This is a genomic window from Anaerolineae bacterium (assembly GCA_013178165.1).
Taxonomy (GTDB): domain Bacteria; phylum Chloroflexota; class Anaerolineae; order Aggregatilineales; family Ch27; genus Ch27.
Window position 1 is genome coordinate 21,907 of sequence record JABLXG010000008.1, and the last position, 19,688, is coordinate 41,594.

Annotated in this window: 15 protein-coding genes and 1 pseudogene; 4 read left to right on the top strand and 12 right to left on the bottom strand. The window is 62.8% G+C overall.

What is annotated here, in order from left to right; translation table 11 throughout:
* Window positions 1-36: 36 nt before the first annotated feature.
* The 5 genes from HPY64_07935 to HPY64_07955 all read right to left on the bottom strand — a co-directional run bounded on the left by HPY64_07935 (window position 37) and on the right by HPY64_07955 (window position 5,270).
* Complete coding sequence (locus HPY64_07935) at window positions 37-1,644, bottom strand: ABC transporter substrate-binding protein (protein NPV67059.1); 1,608 nt, start codon at window positions 1,642-1,644, stop codon at window positions 37-39.
* Between the two features lie 184 nt (window positions 1,645-1,828).
* Complete coding sequence (locus HPY64_07940; GenBank protein NPV67060.1) at window positions 1,829-2,593, bottom strand: IclR family transcriptional regulator; 765 nt, start codon at window positions 2,591-2,593, stop codon at window positions 1,829-1,831.
* A 153-nt stretch (window positions 2,594-2,746) separates the two neighbouring features.
* Entirely contained in the window at window positions 2,747-3,727 is a 981-nt protein-coding gene (locus tag HPY64_07945; protein ID NPV67061.1) for an ROK family protein, read from the bottom strand.
* Window positions 3,724-4,359 carry an SIS domain-containing protein gene (locus HPY64_07950; GenBank protein ID NPV67062.1) on the bottom strand — a complete coding sequence of 212 codons (636 nt, stop codon included), beginning with the start codon at window positions 4,357-4,359 and terminating at the stop codon, window positions 3,724-3,726. The genes HPY64_07945 and HPY64_07950 overlap by 4 nt, the downstream gene beginning before the upstream one ends.
* A complete protein-coding gene (locus HPY64_07955) occupies window positions 4,356-5,270 on the bottom strand; it encodes a class II fructose-bisphosphate aldolase (GenBank protein NPV67063.1) in 915 nt (304 codons plus the stop codon). Before HPY64_07955 ends, HPY64_07950 begins: the two co-directional genes overlap by 4 nt.
* Window positions 5,271-5,688: 418 nt before the next feature.
* Between HPY64_07955 and HPY64_07960 the strand changes: the two genes are divergently transcribed.
* The 4 genes and pseudogenes from HPY64_07960 (at window position 5,689) to HPY64_07975 (ending at window position 10,561) form a co-directional block, all read left to right on the top strand.
* The gene (locus HPY64_07960; protein NPV67064.1) at window positions 5,689-6,660 is read left to right on the top strand and encodes a substrate-binding domain-containing protein; all 972 of its coding nucleotides are present in this window, start codon (window positions 5,689-5,691) and stop codon (window positions 6,658-6,660) included.
* Between the two features lie 145 nt (window positions 6,661-6,805).
* A pseudogene (locus HPY64_07965) lies at window positions 6,806-7,892 on the top strand (ABC transporter permease).
* Between the two features lie 4 nt (window positions 7,893-7,896).
* Window positions 7,897-8,661 (top strand): sugar ABC transporter ATP-binding protein, encoded by a 765-nt coding sequence (locus HPY64_07970; GenBank protein ID NPV67065.1) that lies wholly within the window; start codon window positions 7,897-7,899, stop codon window positions 8,659-8,661.
* Between the two features lie 208 nt (window positions 8,662-8,869).
* On the top strand, window positions 8,870-10,561 hold the full coding sequence (locus HPY64_07975; protein ID NPV67066.1) for a carboxypeptidase: 1,692 nt from the start codon (window positions 8,870-8,872) through the stop codon (window positions 10,559-10,561).
* 104 nt (window positions 10,562-10,665) lie between these two features.
* Here the strand turns inward: HPY64_07975 and HPY64_07980 are convergent, their stop codons facing one another.
* The 7 genes from HPY64_07980 to HPY64_08010 all read right to left on the bottom strand — a co-directional run bounded on the left by HPY64_07980 (window position 10,666) and on the right by HPY64_08010 (window position 19,549).
* Window positions 10,666-11,535 (bottom strand): alpha/beta fold hydrolase, encoded by an 870-nt coding sequence (locus HPY64_07980; GenBank protein NPV67067.1) that lies wholly within the window; start codon window positions 11,533-11,535, stop codon window positions 10,666-10,668.
* 157 nt (window positions 11,536-11,692) lie between these two features.
* Window positions 11,693-12,985 (bottom strand): Glu/Leu/Phe/Val dehydrogenase, encoded by a 1,293-nt coding sequence (locus tag HPY64_07985; GenBank protein NPV67068.1) that lies wholly within the window; start codon window positions 12,983-12,985, stop codon window positions 11,693-11,695.
* Window positions 12,986-13,218: 233 nt separating this feature from the next.
* Entirely contained in the window at window positions 13,219-14,274 is a 1,056-nt protein-coding gene (locus tag HPY64_07990; protein NPV67069.1) for a Gfo/Idh/MocA family oxidoreductase, read from the bottom strand.
* The gene (locus HPY64_07995) at window positions 14,274-15,152 is read right to left on the bottom strand and encodes a glycosidase (protein ID NPV67070.1); all 879 of its coding nucleotides are present in this window, start codon (window positions 15,150-15,152) and stop codon (window positions 14,274-14,276) included. The genes HPY64_07990 and HPY64_07995 overlap by 1 nt, the downstream gene beginning before the upstream one ends.
* A 30-nt stretch (window positions 15,153-15,182) precedes the next feature.
* The gene (locus tag HPY64_08000) at window positions 15,183-17,591 is read right to left on the bottom strand and encodes a hypothetical protein (GenBank protein ID NPV67071.1); all 2,409 of its coding nucleotides are present in this window, start codon (window positions 17,589-17,591) and stop codon (window positions 15,183-15,185) included.
* 3 nt (window positions 17,592-17,594) lie between these two features.
* A complete protein-coding gene (locus HPY64_08005) occupies window positions 17,595-18,392 on the bottom strand; it encodes a carbohydrate ABC transporter permease (protein ID NPV67072.1) in 798 nt (265 codons plus the stop codon).
* A 113-nt stretch (window positions 18,393-18,505) separates the two neighbouring features.
* Window positions 18,506-19,549 carry a sugar ABC transporter permease gene (locus HPY64_08010; GenBank protein NPV67073.1) on the bottom strand — a complete coding sequence of 348 codons (1,044 nt, stop codon included), beginning with the start codon at window positions 19,547-19,549 and terminating at the stop codon, window positions 18,506-18,508.
* Window positions 19,550-19,688 lie beyond the last annotated feature (139 nt).

Consider the following 19,688-nt stretch of genomic DNA (forward strand, 5'->3'; position numbering starts at 1 on the left):
TCCACCCCCATTATCGCCTATCTCAGGAGCAAGCCGTTATTCCGCTACCGCCCACAGTTCTGGATGATCTTCATACGGGCCGCCGCCGGGAGCGGGGAACCAGTAGAAGTCCACCAGATCGGTCGAGGCGACTCCAAAGCGCAGGGCGGTCCACATGTAGGCTTCGATGGCGTTTTCGTTCTGGAAGGCGCAGATTTCCTGCAGGAGTTCGGTGTAACGATCGGGGTCGGCTTCCTGGCGGGCTGCGGCGATCAGCGCGTCAAGCTCCGGGAAGGACTGGCCCATCAACGTGCCGGTGTCGCCGACCGCGTTAGGATAGCCGCCGGTCTCATAGAACTGGAAGGGATAGTTGCCGGGGTTATTGCCCAGCCCACGGTAGGAAATCTGCCAGCCTTCGCCTGTGTAGAAGTAAGCGTTGTAGCCGTCAGCATCCACCCGCGGCACGACATTAATGCCCACATCGGCCAGGTATTGCTGCTGGGCGGCCATCGCATCCATGTGAAACTGGCTGCTATAGTAGGTGACCAGCTCGATCGGTTCAGTTTGCTGCCAGCCTGCTTCAGCCAGAAGCTGGCGGGCCAGGTCAGGGTTGTAGGCGTAGTCGTTGTATTCCGCCGGCCACATGTTGGGGAAAGCGCCAAGGCAGGGCACAACCTGCGCTGTGCCGCCCAGGATCACCTCGGCAATGGCCTGGCGGTCGATGGCGTAAAGGAAAGCCTGCCGCACGCGCACGTCCTGGAATACCGGGTTGCGGTAGTTGAAGATGAAGTAGTTGGTCACGCCGGAGGGGCCTTGATGCAGCGTATAGCCCTTCTCGCCCAGTTGCAGGGCGACATCGCCACTGGCATAGGTGAAGTGAATCTCGCCAGCTTCCAGCGCCAGGATGGCGGCGGTTTCATCCTCGAAGTAGCGGTTGATCAGGCGGTCCAGCCTGGGCGCGCCGTTCCAGTAATTGGGGTTGGGCACAACAGCCCAGAACTGATCCCGCACAAACTCCTCATGCATGAATGGGCCGGTGCCAACTGGATTGGTGAACCACCAGTCAGTAGTGGCGATCTCTGATGGCGCGAAATTGACGGCATGGGCTGGCAGGATGTAAGAGTCGACCAGCTTGAAGGGGAAGCGCGGGTTGGGAGCTTCCAGTTCAAACTCGACGGTCAGATCGTCTACGACCCGCACGCCAGCCAGCTCCGCCGCTTCCCCGGCATTATAGGCCCGCGCGCCGAGGATGGTGAGCGCCGCAGCCTGGGGCGGCCCGGAGAAGGTGGAGCCGGGGGAGAGCACAAAGTCGAAGGTGAACTTGACGTCTTTGGCGGTGAATGGCTCGCCATCGTGCCATACCACGCCCTCGCGCAGGGTGAACGTCCAGATGGTATTGTCCTCGTTCGCCTCCCAGGCCACAGCCAGCTGAGGAGCCAGGCCGCTGACGTCCTCGTTATAGCTCACCAGTGGACTCCAGATCTTGCTCAGCCATGTGTTACCCGCTGTCTGAACCCACGGTACGGTCTGCGGCAGGCCGCCAGGGCCGACATCAAATCCGCCGATCAGGGTGCCGCCTCCCTGAGCGCTGGCTGTCGCCGTGGAGAACGACAGGATCATCGCCATCGCCAGCAGGGTCCACCACAACTTCTTTTGTCCGCTCATTGTCTGCCTCTCTTTGCTTGAGGATACACTCCTGGCAATCGAGCCTGCGCGGGTAAGTACGCCGGGCGCCTCCCGCGCCTGCATAGAACAGGGCACAGAAGCCTGAGGGTTGTGCTCTGGTGACTCACCTCCTTTCCAGTCTGTGGTACAGACGGCCTGCTAGCGGGCCATATGGCCAGTCGGGCTAGCTGCCGGAGTAACCGAGTCGTTCGGAGATAGCATGTGCCGTGCGTCTGACGGCGATGCTGAGTTCCTGGTCACGGGCTGGCCTCATCCGCGCTGCTGGCCCGGAGATGCTGACGGCGGCAATGACACGCCCACTGTAGTCGCGGATGGGCGCGGCCACACAGCGCACGCCCGGCTCCGATTCCACGTTGTCGATGGCGTAACCCTGTTCCCGTACCTTCTGCAGTTCGGCGGCAAAGGCTTCCGGGTCAACGATGGTGGCCGGGGTGCGCCGGGGCATGCCGTGTTTGGCAATGGCCTCGCGCCAGACTTCTTCCGGCGAAAAGGCGGCCAGCACCTTGCCCAGCGCGGTGCAGTGAATGGGGCCGCGCTTGCCGATCTGGGTGAACATCCCCTGCGTTTGCAGGCCCTCCACCCGATCGACGTAGACCACTTCGCCATCATTCAGGACGGCCAGGTGTACGGTTTCGTTGACACGGTGCATCAGCAGTTTCAGATGCGGCATGGCCAGGGCAGCCAGATTGAGCCGTCCGATGACCTGGCCGCGCAACTGCAGGAAACGCAGCCCCAGCGTGTACTTGCGCGTATCGGGGTCCTGTTCGATGTACCCCAGCGCGATCAACGTGTGCAGCAGGCGGTGCGTCGTTCCCAGCGGCAAGCCGCTGGATTCGGCCAGCTCGGAGATGCCCAGTCCACGCTCAGCCTGGCCCAGCAGTTCGAGCAGTGTGAAGGCCTTCTGGACGGCGGCAACTTGCTTGGTCATAGGCGTTCTTTCCACCAGGCAGAAAACGCTTCTGCAATTATCACCTTAGCATCCGCTTTCGAACGTCGTCAACAAAAGTTTCCGTACCGTGAAAAAAAACGATGCGCCCGCGCCAGTATCCCGGTCGCGGGCGTATCAGCGGGAAGGGAAGGCTTAATGTGAGGGTGAGGCTTGCGCTTCGGAAGCGATCGCCAGACTGGCGTAATCGCCAACCTGTTCGCCCAGCCCGGCGGGGACGATCGCGCAGACGGCCAGCGCCCCCGGGAGCGCTTCCGCCCGCAGAGTCTCCAGCGCGGGTGGTTCCAGCAGCGAACGCTGGCGGCCAAAAATGCTGCCGATGATGATCCGTTCCGGATTGAGGATATCCACCAGCACGGCTAACCCGCGCCCCAGCGCCTGACCGGCGATGCGGTAGACCTCCAGGGCGGTGGGATCGCCCTGCTGCGCGGCTGTTCCGATCGTCTCAGCGGTGATCCGGGGCAGTTCCGCCGGGGTGGGGCAGTAAGCAGGCGGGCAGCCGGCGGCCAGGCGTTGTTCCGCCAGCGTCCGGGCCAGATGGGCGATCCCGCCGCCGCTGCAAAAACCTTCGAACGATCCGGCTTTGCCATAGCCGATCGGCCCATCGGGGGCCAGGCGGATGTGGCCGACCTCACCCGCCAGATCGTTGGTGCCGGAATACAGCCGTCCATCGAGGATCAGTCCGGCGCCCATGCCAGTGCCAAAGGTCAGGAAGATAATATTGCGGTAGCCGCGCCCGGCGCCCCACTTCCATTCAGCCAGAGCGCAGGCATTGGCATCATTTTGCAGGGTCGCGGGCACGCCAAAACGCGCCTGCAATGGCCCGATCACATCCACGCGATCCCAGCCCGGCAGGTTTGGCGGGGAAAGCACCAGCCCGGCCCGGCTATCCAGCGGTCCGCCACAACTGACGCCAATGGCAGCCAGTGTGTCGCGTGGATGCCGCGCCAGCAGCGCTTCCAGGCTGGCCATGATCTGCTCCAGGGTCTGGGCAAAGGTGGGCGGAGTGGGGAAGCGCGTCTTGGCGAGGATGGCGATCTCGTCGCCGGTGGGGCGGCCCAGGACAATAGCGCACTTGGTGCCGCCGATATCGACGCCTGCCAGCAGTGCAGTCATGCGAAGAAAGCCTCCTCCAGCAGCGCGCACAGGGTGTGGTAGATCGGCAGGTGGCGTTCCTGGATGGCCGGTGTGCTATCAGCAGGAACACGGATGGTGATATCGCACACAGCTTTCAGGCGACCGCCATCTCGCCCGGTCAGGCCGATGGCGCTCAGGCCGAGCGCCCGGCCAACCTGCACGGCATGCAGGACGTTGGCGGCGTTGCCGGAGGTGCTGATCGCGATCAACGTGTCGCCGGGCCGCCCGTAGCCATAAACCTGCTGGGCGTAAACCATGTCGGCGGCCACATCGTTGGCAAAAGCGGAAAGCAGGGCGCTCTGGCTGACCAGCGAAATGGCGGGCAGCGCGCCCTGCAGGTGATCGGCCAGGTAAGCGCCCTCTGCCGGCCAGGCTTCCAGAATTCGGCGGCGGGTTGCGTCCGGCAGCGGGCGGGGCAGGCGATAGCCTTTCATCAACTCGCCCACGATGTGCTCGCTGTCGGCGGCGCTGCCGCCGTTGCCGCAAACCAGGACTTTGCCGCCCCGCTGGAAGGTGGCTCGCAACAGGTCAAAGGCGGCCTGGATGTCAGCCAGGCAGGCGGCCAGTTCCGGGTAACGGGTTACCAGGGTATGCAGAAGATCGTCGCTCATGACTTCACCTTGCCAGCTTTTCCGCTACTGTGCAGGAAGTTCTGGATTTTGTCCTGCACGACACCGCTGACCGCCTGGCGGGCGGCGAGCAGGGCTTCCACCGGGAGCGCGCTCATCTCGGTATCCAGCAGGTAGTGGCTGCGGCCCAGAGCGCCCAGGGCGGCCAGTTCCAGCTCGGTGGCGATGTTGACCTTGCTCACGCCACCGCCCGGCAGGCTGATGGCCTGCTCGACCATGGCGGCGGGCACGCCTGAGCCGCCGTGCAGGACGAGGTGCACTGCTGTCCTGGCCCGGATGGCCTGCAGCCGGTTGTAGTCAATGCGCGGCTGGCGGACGACATAGACGCCGTGCGCTGTGCCCACCGAGACCGCCAGAGCGTCGACGCCTGTTTCGGCGACAAAAACGCCGGCCTCTTCCGGATCGGTGAACATCTCGGCGTCGTCTTCCGTCTCCACGTAATCGGTGGTCGTAATCCGCCCCAGTTCGGCTTCCACGGACACGCCGTGCCGGTGAGCGTAGGCCACAACCTGCCGGGTGATAGCAATGTTTTCGGCGAAAGGTCTCTCGGAGGCGTCGATCATGACAGAGGTGAAACCAGCGGCGATAGCCTCCTCGATGATGGAGAGTTCGCGGGTGTGGTCCAGGTGCAGGGCAACGGGCACTGTGATCTGCCCGGTTTGCATCTCGGTATAGAAGGCGCTGGCGAAGCGGGCCGGTGTGATCTGGGCGCGGGTTAATTCGCGCTGGGAAATCTGCACGATGAGGGGGGAGTTAAGGGCCTGTCCTGCCTGCAGCACAGGCTGGATCATGGCCGTGTAACGCGGTGAGAACGCACCAACGGCGTAACCGCCACGCTCTGCTGCTGCCAGAAGAGGGTTAAGGTTACACAGAGCGGGGTGCTCGACTGGCATAGATGCCTCCCTGTACGGGCCAGACGGTGCGCTGGCCGGAGCAAACCGGATCGATGCGGCGAGCCAGCATATGCTGCCGGGGCGCATCGCTGGGCCGCCATATTATCCACTCCTGGTATTTGTTGCCAGCAGTCGTTTGCAGGGGTATGTGCTCTGTGCAAATTTGGTGTACGATATAGGCAAGTGATACAAGCCTGTGCGTGATTAACCATCATAGCAACCCTGCGGCCTCCGCCTGGCGGGGGTTGTGTTGCCAGTGATCTGGCGTCGCAGGTTGCCGCCGGGGAAGGGGATGCAGGGCGAAAGAAAGGGGGTGAGCTCGGGGCAACGGAAAGAAGCAGGCTTTACATACAGTTCTCAGCGTCCAATTGAAGTCTATTTGCTTCCAGTATGTCATGAGGAGAAGGAGAAACAGGTTATGAAGAAGTTCTCGATTCTGATGGTCATCGCCATGCTGGCGCTGGCCCTTGCGCCGACGACCGCCCAGTCTGACCTGCCCAAGATCGGCTTCCTGCCAGGTGTGGTAGACCCCTTCTATGAGGTGATGGAACTGGGTGTCAACCAGGCGGTTGCCGACTTCGGTCTGGAAGTGGTTACGCAGTTCCCGCAGGACTGGGGGCCTTCCGAGCAGACGCCGATCCTGGACGCGATGGTTGCCCGTGGTGACCTGGATTACCTCATCATTGCGCCGACCGACAAGGAACAGATGATCGCCCCGCTGCAGGCGGCTGTTGACGCTGGCATCAAGGTGATCACCGTCGATACGTTCCTGGGCGATGGCGATTATGTCAATGGCCCGGTGACCTTCCCGCTGTCGTACATCGGCTCGGATAACGTGGAAGGCGGCCGGATCGCGGCCCAGGCGCTGGCCGATGTGCTGGGCGGCCAGGGCAAGGTCTACGTTCAGAACACGAACGTGGGCGTGAGCACCACCGAACAGCGTGGCCAGGGCTTCATCGAGGGTATCTCTGCCTATCCGGGCATGCAACTGGTCGGTATGGATTACAACCTGGATGACGCCAATACTGCCGCTGAGCAGACCGCTGCGGTCCTGCAGCGCGAACCCGATCTGGCCGGTATCTTTGGCGTGAACGTGTTCAGCGCTCAGGGCGCCGGTAACGCCGTGATCAGCGCCGGGCTGGGCGGGCAGGTTCAGGTTATCGCCTTCGATGCGACCCAGTTCGCCATCGAGCAACTCCGCGAAGGCGTCGTGACGCTGGTGATCGCCCAGAAGCCCTTTGACATGGGTTACCTGGCTGTCACCTTTGCCATGGCCGACTGGCGCGGCGTGACCAGCCTGCCGCATCGCGTCACCACCGGTTACGCGGTCATCACCGCGGAGAACGTCGACGATCCTGAGGTGGCGCGCTTCATCTATCAGGTCCCGTAAACGCATAGGGTTGTGTTGTGCATGAGGGCGCTCCCCTGGGCGCCCTCATGCCCTGCTGTAACGTCCCGTAGCTTAAGGAGAGAAAGCCAATGGCGGTGGACAGTCAGACTGGCGCCACTTCCCAGCCGGTAGGGGGCAAGCGGCTATCCAGCCAGCAGCGGGCCATCCTGCTGTTGAGCCGGGTCTGGGGGTGGGTTTTCCTGGCGCTGCTGATCGTGTTCTTTACGATCTCAGCGAGCACTTCACAGGGTGTGAACTTCCTCTCTCTGCGCAACTCGCAGAACATCCTGGTGGCGATTACCCCTATCTTGCTGATGGGCCTCGGCCAGACGTTTGTCATCATCGCCGGTGGCATCGACCTGTCGGTGGGCTGGGTGATGGGACTCTCGTCGGTCGTGGCGGCGATGGCCATGCGCGATCTGGCAGCTGCCGGCGGCGTTTCCGAGCCGATCATGCTGATTATCGGGTTTGTCCTGGCGGTCAGCGTGGCGGTGCTTACCGGCCTGGCCAACGGCCTGGTCATTGCCAAGCTGCGCGTTCCGCCGTTCATTGTGACACTGGGCATGTCTTTCATCGCCCGTGGCATTGGCTTTTTGCTCTCCGGGGCGAATGTCGTCGGGGGCCAGCCGCGGATTGTCCGCGACTTTGGCAATGAGGCGCTGATGTACTGGATGCCAGGAGGGAGCGGAGGTCTCTTTTTTCTGCAGCGGCCGGAGGTCGCCACTGAACAGTTGCGCGTACTGGAGCGGATCTTCCCCTGGCCCGTGGTGGTCACCGCCATTCTGGTTTTTGTGACGATGTACCTCTTGCACCTGACGCAGTTCGGGCGGCACACTTACGCCATCGGCGGCAACCGCGAGTCGGCCATCCGCGCCGGGGTGCGGGTGGATCGTCACACCATCCTGCTGTACATGCTGTCTGGCCTGACGACCGGCGTAGCTGGTTTCCTGCATACGACCCGTTTCAATGGTGGGTCGGCCATTGCCGGGGAGACACTGTTGCTCTCGTCGATTGCAGCGGTAGTGATTGGCGGGGTGAGTATGTTCGGCGGGGAGGGGCGCATCAGCGGGACGGTGATCGGCGCCCTGATCATCGCCGTGCTACAGACCGGGCTGGTCATGCTCAATGTGCAGCCCTACTGGCAGTACATTGTGGTGGGCGTAATTGTCATTCTGGCCGTGCTCATTGACCAGAGCCGTGACCTGATCATCGGTCGTGCGGAGGCGGGATAGCACCATGGAACCGTTGCTGGCTGTACGGGATATTGTCAAGCGCTTTGGCGGTTTGACCGCGGTAGATCATGTCAGCATGGATGTGTTCCCCGGCGAGGTGATCGGGCTGGTGGGGGATAACGGCGCCGGGAAATCCACGCTGATCAAGATCGTCTCCGGCGTCTACCAGGCCGATGAGGGCCAGATCTATTTTGACGGGCGGCCGGTCCACATCTCCCGCCCCTCTGACGCCCGTGATATGGGGATTGAGACGATCTACCAGGACCTGGCGCTGGCAGGCAACCTGAGCGTGAGCGCCAACATCTTCCTGGGGCGCGAGGTCAAGCGGAACTACCTGGGCGGGCTGGTGCGCACGCTGGATGAGAAGCGGATGCTCAGCGAATCGCAGCGGGTGCTCGACCAGCTGGATATCCGTATCCCGGCCATGATGCAGAAGATCGAGAATCTCTCCGGCGGGCAGCGGCAGGCAGTCGCCATTGCCCGCGCGATTTTCTGGAACGCCCGGCTGATGATCATGGATGAGCCGACGAACAACCTGGGCGTCACTGAGCAGCGCAAGGTGCTCGACCTGATCCGCACACTGCGCGACCAGGGCGTGCCCGTCATCCTGATCAGTCACACCATGCACGATGTGTTTGCCGTCTCGGATCGCATTGTAGTGCTGCATCGAGGCCGCAAGGTAGCCGAGAAGCGGACCGCAGAAACCGATCCGGAGGAGATCGTCCAGTACATGATCGGGTTACGTGACGATACCCGACCGGCGCAGTAGCTCCCGGTTACAGATACCCCCGACAGCGCCCTGGTGTGCTCCGTGCTATCAGGGCGCTGTCGATTCAGGCACTGCCCCTCGGCGCGGCGACTTCTGGTACAATCGCCGCTGTCCTGACTTCGCTGTTGTGTTGTTGTTATCCCCGACAGCTGATCCGCTCGCCAGGCGTGATTCTGTCGGGGACCGCGCTAACTGGAAAGGATGACTTATGCCTGCCGTCAGGTTCGACCGTTATTATCGCTATGAGGAGCTTACGGCGCTCCTGCACGCCTACGCCGAGGAGTTCCCCGATCTGGTCAGGCTGGAAAGCCTGGGCAAGAGTTACGAAGGGCGGGATGTCTGGCTGGCGACTGTCACCAATTTTAAGACCGGACCTGCCGAGGAAAAACCGGCGCTGTGGGTCGATGGCAATATCCACGCCACCGAAGTGTCACCTTCTAGTGCGTGCCTGTACCTGATCGAGCGCCTGACCACGGGCTATGGCCGGGAGGAGACCGTCACCCGCTGCCTGGATACGCGGGCCTTCTATGTGTGCCCCCGCGTGAACCCGGATGGCGCGGAGTGGATGCTGGCGGACGAACCGCGCCTGATCCGTTCCAGTACGCGGCCTTACCCGTATAATGAGGACGCTCTGGAAGGGTTGGAGGAAAAGGATATCGATGGCGATGGCCGGCTGCTCTGGATGCGGATCAAGGACCCTAACGGCCCCTGGAAGGTGCATCCGGATGAGCCGCGCCTGATGGTGCGCCGCGAGCCGGAAGATGTTGAAGGCGACTTTTACTGGCTTTTCCCTGAGGGCGCGATCAAAAACTATGATGGCTACCTGTTCAGTGTGCCGCCCAAGAAACAGGGACTTGACCTGAACCGCAATTTCCCCTCGGAATGGCGACCGGAGTTTCAGCAACCAGGGGCCGGACCTTTCCCGACCTCGGAACCGGAGGTGCGCAACCTGACGGCGTTTGTGGCATCGCATCCTAACCTCACCGGGGCGGTCACCTTTCACACCTACAGCGGTGTGCTGCTGCGCCCATATGGCACCCGCCCTGATGACGAGATGCCCGCCGAGGACCTGTGGACGTACCAGAAGATCGGCCAGAAGGGGACGAGCATCACCGGTTACCCGCATGCCTCCGTCTTTCACGAGTTCAAGTACCATCCCAAAGAGGTGATCACCGGCGACTTTGATGGCTGGTGCTACGAAGAGCGTGGCATCTTCGCCTGGACGGTTGAGATCTGGAGTCCGCAGCAGCAGGCGGGAATCACGGAGTACAAGTTTATCGACTGGTACCGCGAGCATCCGCTGGAAGACGACCTCAAGATGCTGGCCTGGAACGATAACGTTCTCGAAGGAAAAGGGTACATTGACTGGTATCCGTTTGATCATCCCCAGCTGGGGCGAATCGAACTGGGCGGCTGGAACACGCTATACTGCTGGCGCAACCCGCCGCCGGCCTTCCTGGAGAAGGAAATTGCGCCTTTTGCCGAGTGGCTGATCTGGAAGCTGATGCTCTCGCCGCGGCTGGAGCTGTACGCGCTGAAGGCTACCATGCTGAGCGAGGGGGTGTATCGCGTCACGCTGGTAGTGGAAAATACCGGCTGGCTGCCGACCTATATCACTAAGAAGGCGCTGGAAAAGAAGCTGGTTCGGGGCGTGATCTTCGAGATCGCGCTGCCGGAGGGGGCTTCCCTGGCGGTTGGCAGGGAACGGGAGGAGACGCGGCAACTGGAAGGCCGCGCCTATACCCAGGCGCTGGCTTCCCCCTGGGCGGTGGGATCGGCCAATATGGATGCCCGGATCAAGCATGAGTGGGTGGTCAGGGCCGCGCCGGGTACAGTGGTTACGGTCACGGCCCGGCATGATCGCGCCGGGAAGGTGCAGCGCCAGATCGTGCTGGAATAACTGCCGCGTAGCCTGACAGTCTGCGAACAGCAAAACAGCCAGCCGGTTCAGGGCTGGCTGTATGTTTTGAGCGGTCGTCCGGTCAGTGGAGGGGCAGAGGCAGCTTAGCCAAGCGACATCACGAACCAGTCAGCCGTTGTCCGGATCACGGCGTTAGCCATCGTCTGGTCCTCACCCAGGACGCCGTAGATATGATCGGCGCCCTTGATCAGGTATGCGGCCTTGAGTTCGCCCTGCGCATTGTCCATGAACCAGTCCACATACGCGCCGGAGAAGTCCTCGGTGCCAGCGACCACATAGAAGGCATTCGGGTACTTGAGGAATTCGGCCTCGACATCCAGGGCGGAAAGACTCTCGAAGAAGCCCGCGCCAAGCGTCACCTCCCGCCAGCCAAGATCAACCGTGACCTTGCCTTCAGCGGCGGCGGTGTCAAGCTGCTCCTGCGTGAAGCCGTCGAGCATCTCCTCGGCCAGGTTGCCGCCCCATGACCAGATAGCGACCGACTTGTACCACGACGGGTTTTGCCCGGCGGAAGCCAGCGATACCGCCCCGCCCAGACTGAAGCCGACCAGGCCGATCCGCGCCGGATCGACAAACGGCTGCTCCAGCAGGTAGGCATAGGCGGTTGCTGCGTCCTCTACCATCCCGGTGACGGTGCTGTTTTCCATGCCGCCGCCGCTTTCGCCCCAGCCGCGGAAGTCGATGCGCAGCGAGGCAATGCCGCGTTCGGCCAGCGCCGCCGCCAGCCGCTTGTACATATCGCCAACTTCATCTTTCTGGCTGGCAAAGCCATGCAGCATCAGCACAGTGGGGAAGGGGCCTTCGCCCGCTGGTTCGACCACAATCCCGGCGATCTCGCCTTCCAGCGTGACGGCGTATTCCCGCGCTGCTTCGCCCTGGGCAAGTGCGCCGCCCGCCAGGGCCAACACCAGACCGACAACCACAAGAGCAGATATCCCCTGCAAATATCTCATCGCCCAGCCTCCTGTTCAATGATCCTGCTGACGTTCAGGGGGGCGCGCCGGGCTGTCCGGCGGCAGTGAGTGGCTTCCAGAGCATGCCGCGAGCGCACCTCTGCCCTTCATTGTACAGCGGCATCGGGATGCGTGTCCGATGCCGCTGTGTTTCCGCTCAGGCCCACCCGCGCAGGCGAACGGCTTCCGCCACCCGCTGAACGGCCACACAGTATGCAGCCATGCGGTTGTTCACCTTCAGCCGCTGGGCGGTTTCATGCACGGCATGGAAGGCCGCTGTCATCTTCTCGTCCAGCCGCTGTTTGACCGTCTCAGCGTTCCAGTAGTAGTTGTAGGCGTTTTGCACCATCTCAAAGTATGACACGGTAACACCGCCGGCGTTGCAGAGAAAGTCGGGGATCACGTAGACGCCGTTCCTGTACAGGATGTCATCGGCTTCAGGCGTTGTTGGCCCGTTGGCCAGTTCCGCGCAGATCTTGGCGCGGATGTTGGGGGCGTTCTGCGCGTTGATCTGATTCTCCAGCGCGGCAGGAACCAGGATGTCGACATCCAGCTCAAGCAACTCCCGGTTGGAGATCGGCTGCGCACCGGGGAAACCGCGCACCGATTCGGTCGTCCGCTTGTGAGCGACCACAGCGCTGGCTGGCAGGCCATCCGGCGCGTAGATGCCACCCTTTGAGTCGGAGACAGCTACCACCTTCACCCCCAGCAGTTCCTCGCCCAGCAGGGCGGCGTACTGCCCGGCGTTGCCAAAGCCCTGAATGGCCATCGTCTTGCCTCTGGTATCCATGCCCAGCAGGCGGGCTGCCTCGCGGATGCAGCTCATACCGCCGCGCGCGGTAGCGTCTTCGCGCACTTTCGAGCCGCCCAGTCCCAGCGGCTTGCCCGTGATCACACCGAAATCGTTGTGGCCCTGCAGGACGGAATATTCATCCGCCATCCAGGCCATGATCTGCGGGTTGGTGTACATGTCCGGGGCGGGGACATCCATCTCCGGCCCCAGGATGCGCCCGACCTGGCGGATGTAGGCCCGGCTGAGGCGCTCCAGCTCCCCGGCGGAAAGTTCGCGTGTGTTGCAGACAATCCCGCCCTTGCCGCCCCCCAGCGGGATGTCAACGACGGCGCATTTCCAGGTCATCCAGGCGGCCAGCGCCCGAACCAGATCGATGGTCTCATTGGGATGGAAGCGTAACCCGCCTTTCGTCGGTCCGCGCGCGTCGTTGTATTGAACACGAAAAGCTTTAAAGACGCGGACGGTCCCATCATCCATGCGCACGGGCAAGCTGACCTGCATCTCACGCAGGGGTTCACGTAGGAGGGCGTGAATCTGGGGGTCAAGCCCCAGGATTTCCGCGGCTGCGTCGAGCTGGGCCTGAGCCATGGCGAAGGGGTTGAATTGACCATTGGCGGAGACGGATGTGGATATAGCGGACGGTACCTGTTGGCTCATGCCGGAGGCCTCCTTATCCTGCGGAACTGGCCGCAATGGTGGCGAACGGCAACCTGGTGCGGGTTGCCTGGTAGCATCCTATCATGGGCGTTTTCGATATACATCATGCACTTTAGCTCAAATTGGATGACCAACGATCCCAAATAGGAGGCGCTGGAAAGCAAAAGGCGCCGCCTTACAGCGAGCGCCTGGGGGAAAAATTGTCGCGGTGGATGGTGGTAGAAGACCAGCGCTCAGCATGCTGGCTGGACGGCCATCACCTGCGCCCGGCAGGCCATCGCCAGGCTGTCCAGGCCCTCCTGCCCGGTGACCCGCAATGGTTCCTGACCCTGGATGGCCCTGACCAGATTACGCAGGCCAGCCTGGATGCTGGCGCGGTAGACGGCGGATTTGCCTTCCGGCGCGCGGGCCATGGCATGGAAGCGACCGTTAGGGTGCGGCGCCAGCGTAACCTCGCCCGGCAGGAGCGACTGCCACCCGGCGGGAGGAACCGGCGTCAGTAACTCCAGCGATGTCGGCACCCATTCCCGCAGGGTCACATACCCGCGCTCAAAGGTCAGCATTACGGTGGTTTGCTCGGTCGCGCCAGACTGGTCGAAGGCGTGGTAGAAGTGGGCGGCGGTCGCGCCGTAGCGGGCTAGCGCCTCAACGCGGTCGATCGCACCGCTGGGCCGGGCGAAGGCCTGGGAAGCCGTGATCTCGCCCGGCTGCCCGGCTACCCAGGCAAAAGCGTCGAAGAAGTGCACGCCATGCTCGATCCAGATGCCGCCGCTCTTTTCGGGCGCCCAGAACCAGTGATCGTCCGGCAGGTCCAGCCCGGCGGCGTGATTGGCCAGATCCATGTGGCGTAACGCACCCAGTGTGCCTGATTCGCGCAAGGTTGCCACGGCAGCCCAGAACGGGTTGTGGCGCATGACGTAGTCGACTGTGAGCAGGACACCGTGCTCGTCAGCGGCGCAGATCAGCGCCGCAGCTTCGGCCTCGGTCAGCGCCAGGGGTTTCTCGCAAAAGAGATGTTTGCCTGCCCTCAGGATGGCCAACCCTTGCGTATGGTGCAGGTAAGGCGGCGTGTTGAGGGCCACGATCGCCACATCAGCGTCGGCCAGCAGATCGGCCAGGTTGCCATATGCTCGCGCCCCGTACAGGGCGGCTTGCTCCCGCGCCCGCGCACTGTCAACGTCGGCTACGGCCACGATCCGCACTTCCGGCATGGCGGCGAAAGCCTTCAGACAGAATTGCCCGAAGGCCCCCGCGCCAACCAGCCCGATGCCAGTGAGGGTATCCATCATCAACCGTTCCTGGCAAAGTCCAGCACCTCAGCAAAGGGCGCTGTGGCCAGCCCGATCAGCCGGTCGGAACCGCCATAGTAGAAGTACAGTTGATCGCCGACGACCAGGGCGGCAGAACTGAAGATCACGTTGGGCACGTCGCCGCGGATTTCCCATGTCTCCTGCGGTTCCATGATGAAACCGCGTGGGCGGTGGATGACCCGCGACGGGTCTTCCAGGTCAAGCAGGGCCACCGACTGGCGGTAGACGATCGGGCTGGGATAACCGTGGTAAAAGAGCAGCCAGCCGTGTTCGGTTTTGATCGGCACGCCGTTCGCACCGATGCGCACGGAATCCCAGTCATTGTCCGGGCGCGGGGTCATGATCACGCGATGATCGGTCCAGGTGCGCAGATCGTCGCTGAAGGCGATCCAGATGTTTGGGGGGCGGCGGTGCAGGATGGCATAGCGGCCCCCGATTTTCTCCGGGAAGAGGACATGATCCTTGTTTTCGGCGCGCTCCAGCGGGCCGACATCTTCCCACGTGATCAGGTTCTCCGAGCGGGCGATCATGGGGAAATAGCTGTTGGCCCCGTATGCGGTGTAGGTCATGTAGAAAGCGCCGTCCAGCGGCGTGACGCGGGGGTCTTCCACACCGCGGTAATCGTCGCGGTCCTGGTGTGGGGCCAGCACCGGCTTTTCCAACCGGTTCCATTCCAGGCCATCGGCACTGACAGCGTAACCGATGCGCGAGACGAAGTCCACGCCCTGGGCGCGGTAGTGCATATGAAACAGGCCGTTGTGGTAGATCACCGATGGGTTGAAGACATTCAGCGCTTCCCACTGGTGAAGCGGGTTGGGGTAAAGCAGTGGGCTGCGCGGGTGTCTGGTCAGACGCATGGCACTCTCTCTTTCGTGTGGATCAAGCGGTTACGGGGCCAGTTCAACCAGTGCGCTCTGGCCGGTCAGCGTGTTGTAGGTCAGCTCAAATTGCCGCCCATCTGGCAGGGCGAACACCCGCCGGGGGACAGCCGGTTGCAGGTAGAAAGCGTCTACTTTGGCCAGCCCTGGATTCTGTGCGGAGCCGCCCTCACCGGCGTACTCGTAGCGCAGGGTATGCGTTCCGGCTTCCAGGTAGACTGGTTCAGCAGTGACGAGGTCAAGCCAGAAGTAGTCGCTGTCGGGTGAGATGGTCTGGGGGAGCAGCACCGGATCGCCGTCGTCAAGCCGCACCCGGAGGGTTACCTCTGGTGCTGCCAGACTGTCAGCGGTCAGCTCCGGGGTGGCCAGGACAAGCGCCAGCAGGTTAGCGGGCACATCCGGGTCACGCCCGGTGAGGTCCATAAAAGAGTTGCCGCCGATGCCGCGCCCGGCCTCAAAGCCGATGCGCCCGCCGGCCTGTGGCGTGACGCCCAGCGACTCCCAGGGGATGCTGGCCTCGTAGATATAGCCGCCCTCCAGCGGGGTGAAAGCCAGTTCCGCGCCGCGCAGGAAACGTGTGTGAATCCAGTCCCAGACCTGCGGGCCGTCCGGAGTCTGGGCCAGGGTGAATTTGGCGGAGAGCGTACGGGCGTCCGGGGCGGCGGTTACGTAGAGCCACAGGGTATCGCCCTGCCAGGCGGTGCTGAGCGTGTAGGGCTGGTCGTGCACCGGGTCGCGCACGGTCGCCGCGATATACAGGCGGTTGGCATCCCAGAGCAGCCGCACGGCATGGCTATCGACCTCCGGGCCCTGCCACAGCCCGGCTCCGCGCAGGAACTGGCGCTGAGTGTTGGACTCAAGGGTGGGCAGATCATCCGGCCAGTCAGCCAGATCGCCGTCGATGACCGGCGGCGAGTCGGTCAGCCGGATGGTGAAGGCAGTGCTGCTGGCGGCCTGGTGCAGGTGGGCTGCGTAGAGCAGATAGTCGCTTGCCTGGTCGATCTCGAACTGGAGGCGCATCCGCTGACCTTCGCCCAGGCCGACATAGCGCCCGGCGCTGACATAGCCTTCGCCCGTCCACGTGGCAGAATAGTACACCGGCGTGCCCAGCACACGCTGGCCATCCTCGGCTTCCAGCAGGCGGTAGCTCGGCGTGCCGCCGGCTGAGCGGGCGCCGAGCATCTCGACCGCCAGCGGCTCATCAGCCAGGACGATCAGGCTCATCAGGCCCTCGATGGTCGATTCCGCGCCGCTGTTGCGGTTGACGCGCCAGGCGACCGGCCCGTTGATCCCATCGAACACACGCCCGGTGGCGAGATCGACCATCGGCACCCCAGCCATGTTGTTGCCGAAATACCAGCTTCCCGCCAGCCCGGCGTAACGGGCATAGCGCGGTTCGCCGGTGGCGCGGTAGAGGGCCATGTACGCCTGAACAAGCATATTCGTCCCGTAGGCGATCTGGCCCAGGCGGTCGGGCACCACGCCGATGTTGCGGAAGCGCTCTAATACCAGGTGGCGGAGCAGGAACGAATCGGCTTCTGCCGCCGCCGAGTCAATCCAGTCCTGGCGGTTGAGGGCCATCCCGGCCTCGACCAGGACGTGGGTCATGTGCGCGCCCCAATCATGCCAGAAGCCGGGAGCGTTGGCCCGCACGGGGTGCATCCCGAAGGGGTACGTGGCATGATTGCCCAGGCGCAGTGCGGCAATCCCGTCGGCCAGCGCGGTCATGATCGCCGCCGTCTCCGGGTTAGGGCGGGCGCGGTAGTAGGCGGTCAGGCCCAGCAGGCCGATGGCCGAGACATCGGCCTCTCCGCCGGGCAGCCAGGCGGGGAGCTCAAAGCCGTGAACAGTGATCGTTGCGCTGGCGTCGCCCACTGTAGCTGCCAGCGCAGTCTCGGTTCGCCGGTAAGCCTCTGCCAGCACGTCAGCGTAGGCCGGGTCAACCCGGTCAAAGACGCGCACGCCTTCCCCCAGCGCCCACAGACCGCGCATGGCCCACCAGCCGAGGCTCTTGTAGCTGGTACTTCCCTGCCTGTTAATCGTGCCTTGCCGGTCGTAGACGAAGTTGTAAAAGGCTCCGTCTTCAGCCTGCATATAGCGCACGAATTCCAGGGTGGCACGGGCCAGTTCCAGCAGGGCCGGATCGTCGGTGCGCTCGTACTGCCACAGGTAGACGATGGCGGCGCGGGCGACGTCATCCACGCAACTGAGTCCCTCCCCAGCGGCATCGACCCACTCGTAATCCGGATACTCGGCGTAAATGTGCACCAGGGCCATCTCCCGGCCGTTGATCGTGACCGGCTCGGTGAGATAGATCAGGTGATCCAGGTTAACCAGTTCGGTTTCCTCCTGGGCCAGGCCCACGCCCGGCCAGAGAGCCGCCAGTAACCCAGCAATCAGCAGCAATCGTAGCGCCATCGCTTACCCCTTTACAGCCCCGATGTTGATGCCTTCTAGGAATTGCTTCTGGGCGAGGAAGTAGAGGATCAGCACCGGCGTGGCCATCATGGTCGCCATGGCCATCATGTACTGCCACTGCGGCGCTTCTTTGGAAAGGGACTGGTCAAAGAAGCGCATGGCCAGCGCCAGCGGATACTTTTCCGGCGTGGTCAGGTAGATCAGTGGACTCTGGAAGTTGTTCCAGTTGCCCTGGAAGGAGAGGACGGCGATGGCCAGCAGGATGGGGCGAATCAGCGGCAGCATGACATACCAGTAGATCTGGGCGACATTGGCGCCGTCCAGGATGGCGGCTTCTTCGATCTCGCGGGGCACAGTCAGGTAGAACTGGCGCATCAGGAAGACGTACAGTGGCCCCCAGGCGAAGAGCGACGGCCAGGTCATGGGATCGTAAGTATCCAGCAGCCCCAGATGCTTCCAGATCAGGAAGGCGGGCACGCGGGTGATGATCCCCGGTATCATGACCGTGCTGAGCATGATGGCGAAGAGCACGTTGCGCCCCCGCCAGCGGAAGCGGGCGAAGCCGTAGGCGACTATCGAGGCGCTGAGGATCTCCCCGAACATGGCCAGGAAGGTGATGAACAGAGTGTTGCCGATGATGCGGCTAAAGGTCATGCCTGGTTTGATCGAATTGAGCTTGGTCCAGACTTCCAGGTAGTTGCCGGGGACGGCTGGATTGGGGATGAAATTGACCTGGCCGGTGAAAAGCTGATCTTCGGTCTTGAGCGACGTGGAGATCATCCACAGGAAGGGGATCAGCACCAGCGCCGCACCGAGCAGGAGCAGGCCATAGACGATACCCTGGCGCACGAGATAACCGCGCCCGGCGCCACGCGCCGACCAGACCGCTGATGTTCCAGAGTTGGTGGTAGTCATCAGGCTTTCTCCTCGCGGGCGCCCTGGTAAAAGACCCAGGCTTCGGACGAACGGAAGATCAGGGCGGTGAGGGCCAGGATGATCAGCAGCATGATCCAGGCCATGGCCGAGGCCAGCCCCATATGCCGCAGGTCAAACGCCTCCCGGTAGATCAACCAGTTGAGGAAGGTGCCGACTGAATCGGGGGTCTGGATGAAAGCCGCCACTTCAAAGACCTGCAACGCGCCAATAGTGGACGTGACCAGGTTATAGAACAGGGCTGGGCTGAGCATGGGGATGGTCACATGGCGGAACTTGCTCCATTCACCCGCGCCGTCGATGGCGGCGGCTTCGTACAATTCCATCGGGATGCCCTTGAGGCCGGCCAGCAGGATCACGGAATTGGCGCCGAAAACTCCCCATAGACTGATGATAATGAAAGCGGGCATGGCCAGCGCCGGGTCAAAGAACCAGTTGGGCTTGGGGATGTTGACCAGCGCGTAGAACGGCGCGAAGGCGCTGTTGAGCAGGCCGTTCGGGGAGAAAATCCACCGCCATAGCAGGGCGGTAGCGACCGCGGGCAGGATGGCTGGCATGTAGTACAGCACCCGCCAGAAGCCCAGGTAGCGCACATGCTGGTTGAGCAGCAGGGCCACCCCCAGCGCCCCGGCCAGCCCCAGCGGAACGCTCAGGAAGGCGTAGGGCAGGGTCAGCTTGATCGAACGCCAGAAGGCTTCCTCTTTGGCACCCAGCACAAAGCCGCCACTACCTGTTTCCACACGGATGATCTCGTCGTAGCGGCGGGGCAGGGCGTCTGAACTGCGCTGGTTGGGTGATTCCAGAGGGGCCAGACTCAGGCTGAAAAGCTGCTCGTAGTTGGCCGTGCCAACCCATTCCGGAGCCTTAAAGAGGTTGTATTCGGTAAAACTTAAGTAGAGCGAAGCCCCAATCGTGAACACGTTAAAAATCAGAAAGCCGACAACCCAGGGGACGACCAGCGCCCGACCGGTAGCTGCCTCCCGGTTGATGCCCAGGGCGATCTGCAAGCGGTAAACGGCGATCATCAGCACAACCAGACCGATCGCGACGCCAGCATAGCGTGCCAGTGTTGGCAAATAGGTGGCAAGCGGACCTGGATCCATAGGGGCGATCCTCCTCCGGAAAAGGGCTTGGCCAGCCGTAAGAGGGGAGGCCGCCCGACCG

Bases quoted from the DNA above. Each gene is read 5' to 3' on its own strand.
- HPY64_07935 (NPV67059.1), bottom strand. From the start codon at position 1,644: ATGAGCGGACAAAAGAAGTTGTGGTGGACCCTGCTGGCGATGGCGATG.
- HPY64_07940 (NPV67060.1), bottom strand. From the start codon at position 2,593: ATGACCAAGCAAGTTGCCGCCGTCCAGAAGGCCTTCACACTGCTCGAA.
- HPY64_07945 (NPV67061.1), bottom strand. From the start codon at position 3,727: ATGACTGCACTGCTGGCAGGCGTCGATATCGGCGGCACCAAGTGCGCT.
- HPY64_07950 (NPV67062.1), bottom strand. From the start codon at position 4,359: ATGAGCGACGATCTTCTGCATACCCTGGTAACCCGTTACCCGGAACTG.
- HPY64_07955 (NPV67063.1), bottom strand. From the start codon at position 5,270: ATGCCAGTCGAGCACCCCGCTCTGTGTAACCTTAACCCTCTTCTGGCA.
- HPY64_07960 (NPV67064.1), top strand. From the start codon at position 5,689: ATGAAGAAGTTCTCGATTCTGATGGTCATCGCCATGCTGGCGCTGGCC.
- HPY64_07970 (NPV67065.1), top strand. From the start codon at position 7,897: ATGGAACCGTTGCTGGCTGTACGGGATATTGTCAAGCGCTTTGGCGGT.
- HPY64_07975 (NPV67066.1), top strand. From the start codon at position 8,870: ATGCCTGCCGTCAGGTTCGACCGTTATTATCGCTATGAGGAGCTTACG.
- HPY64_07980 (NPV67067.1), bottom strand. From the start codon at position 11,535: ATGAGATATTTGCAGGGGATATCTGCTCTTGTGGTTGTCGGTCTGGTG.
- HPY64_07985 (NPV67068.1), bottom strand. From the start codon at position 12,985: ATGAGCCAACAGGTACCGTCCGCTATATCCACATCCGTCTCCGCCAAT.
- HPY64_07990 (NPV67069.1), bottom strand. From the start codon at position 14,274: ATGATGGATACCCTCACTGGCATCGGGCTGGTTGGCGCGGGGGCCTTC.
- HPY64_07995 (NPV67070.1), bottom strand. From the start codon at position 15,152: ATGCGTCTGACCAGACACCCGCGCAGCCCACTGCTTTACCCCAACCCG.
- HPY64_08000 (NPV67071.1), bottom strand. From the start codon at position 17,591: ATGGCGCTACGATTGCTGCTGATTGCTGGGTTACTGGCGGCTCTCTGG.
- HPY64_08010 (NPV67073.1), bottom strand. From the start codon at position 19,549: ATGATCGCCGTTTACCGCTTGCAGATCGCCCTGGGCATCAACCGGGAG.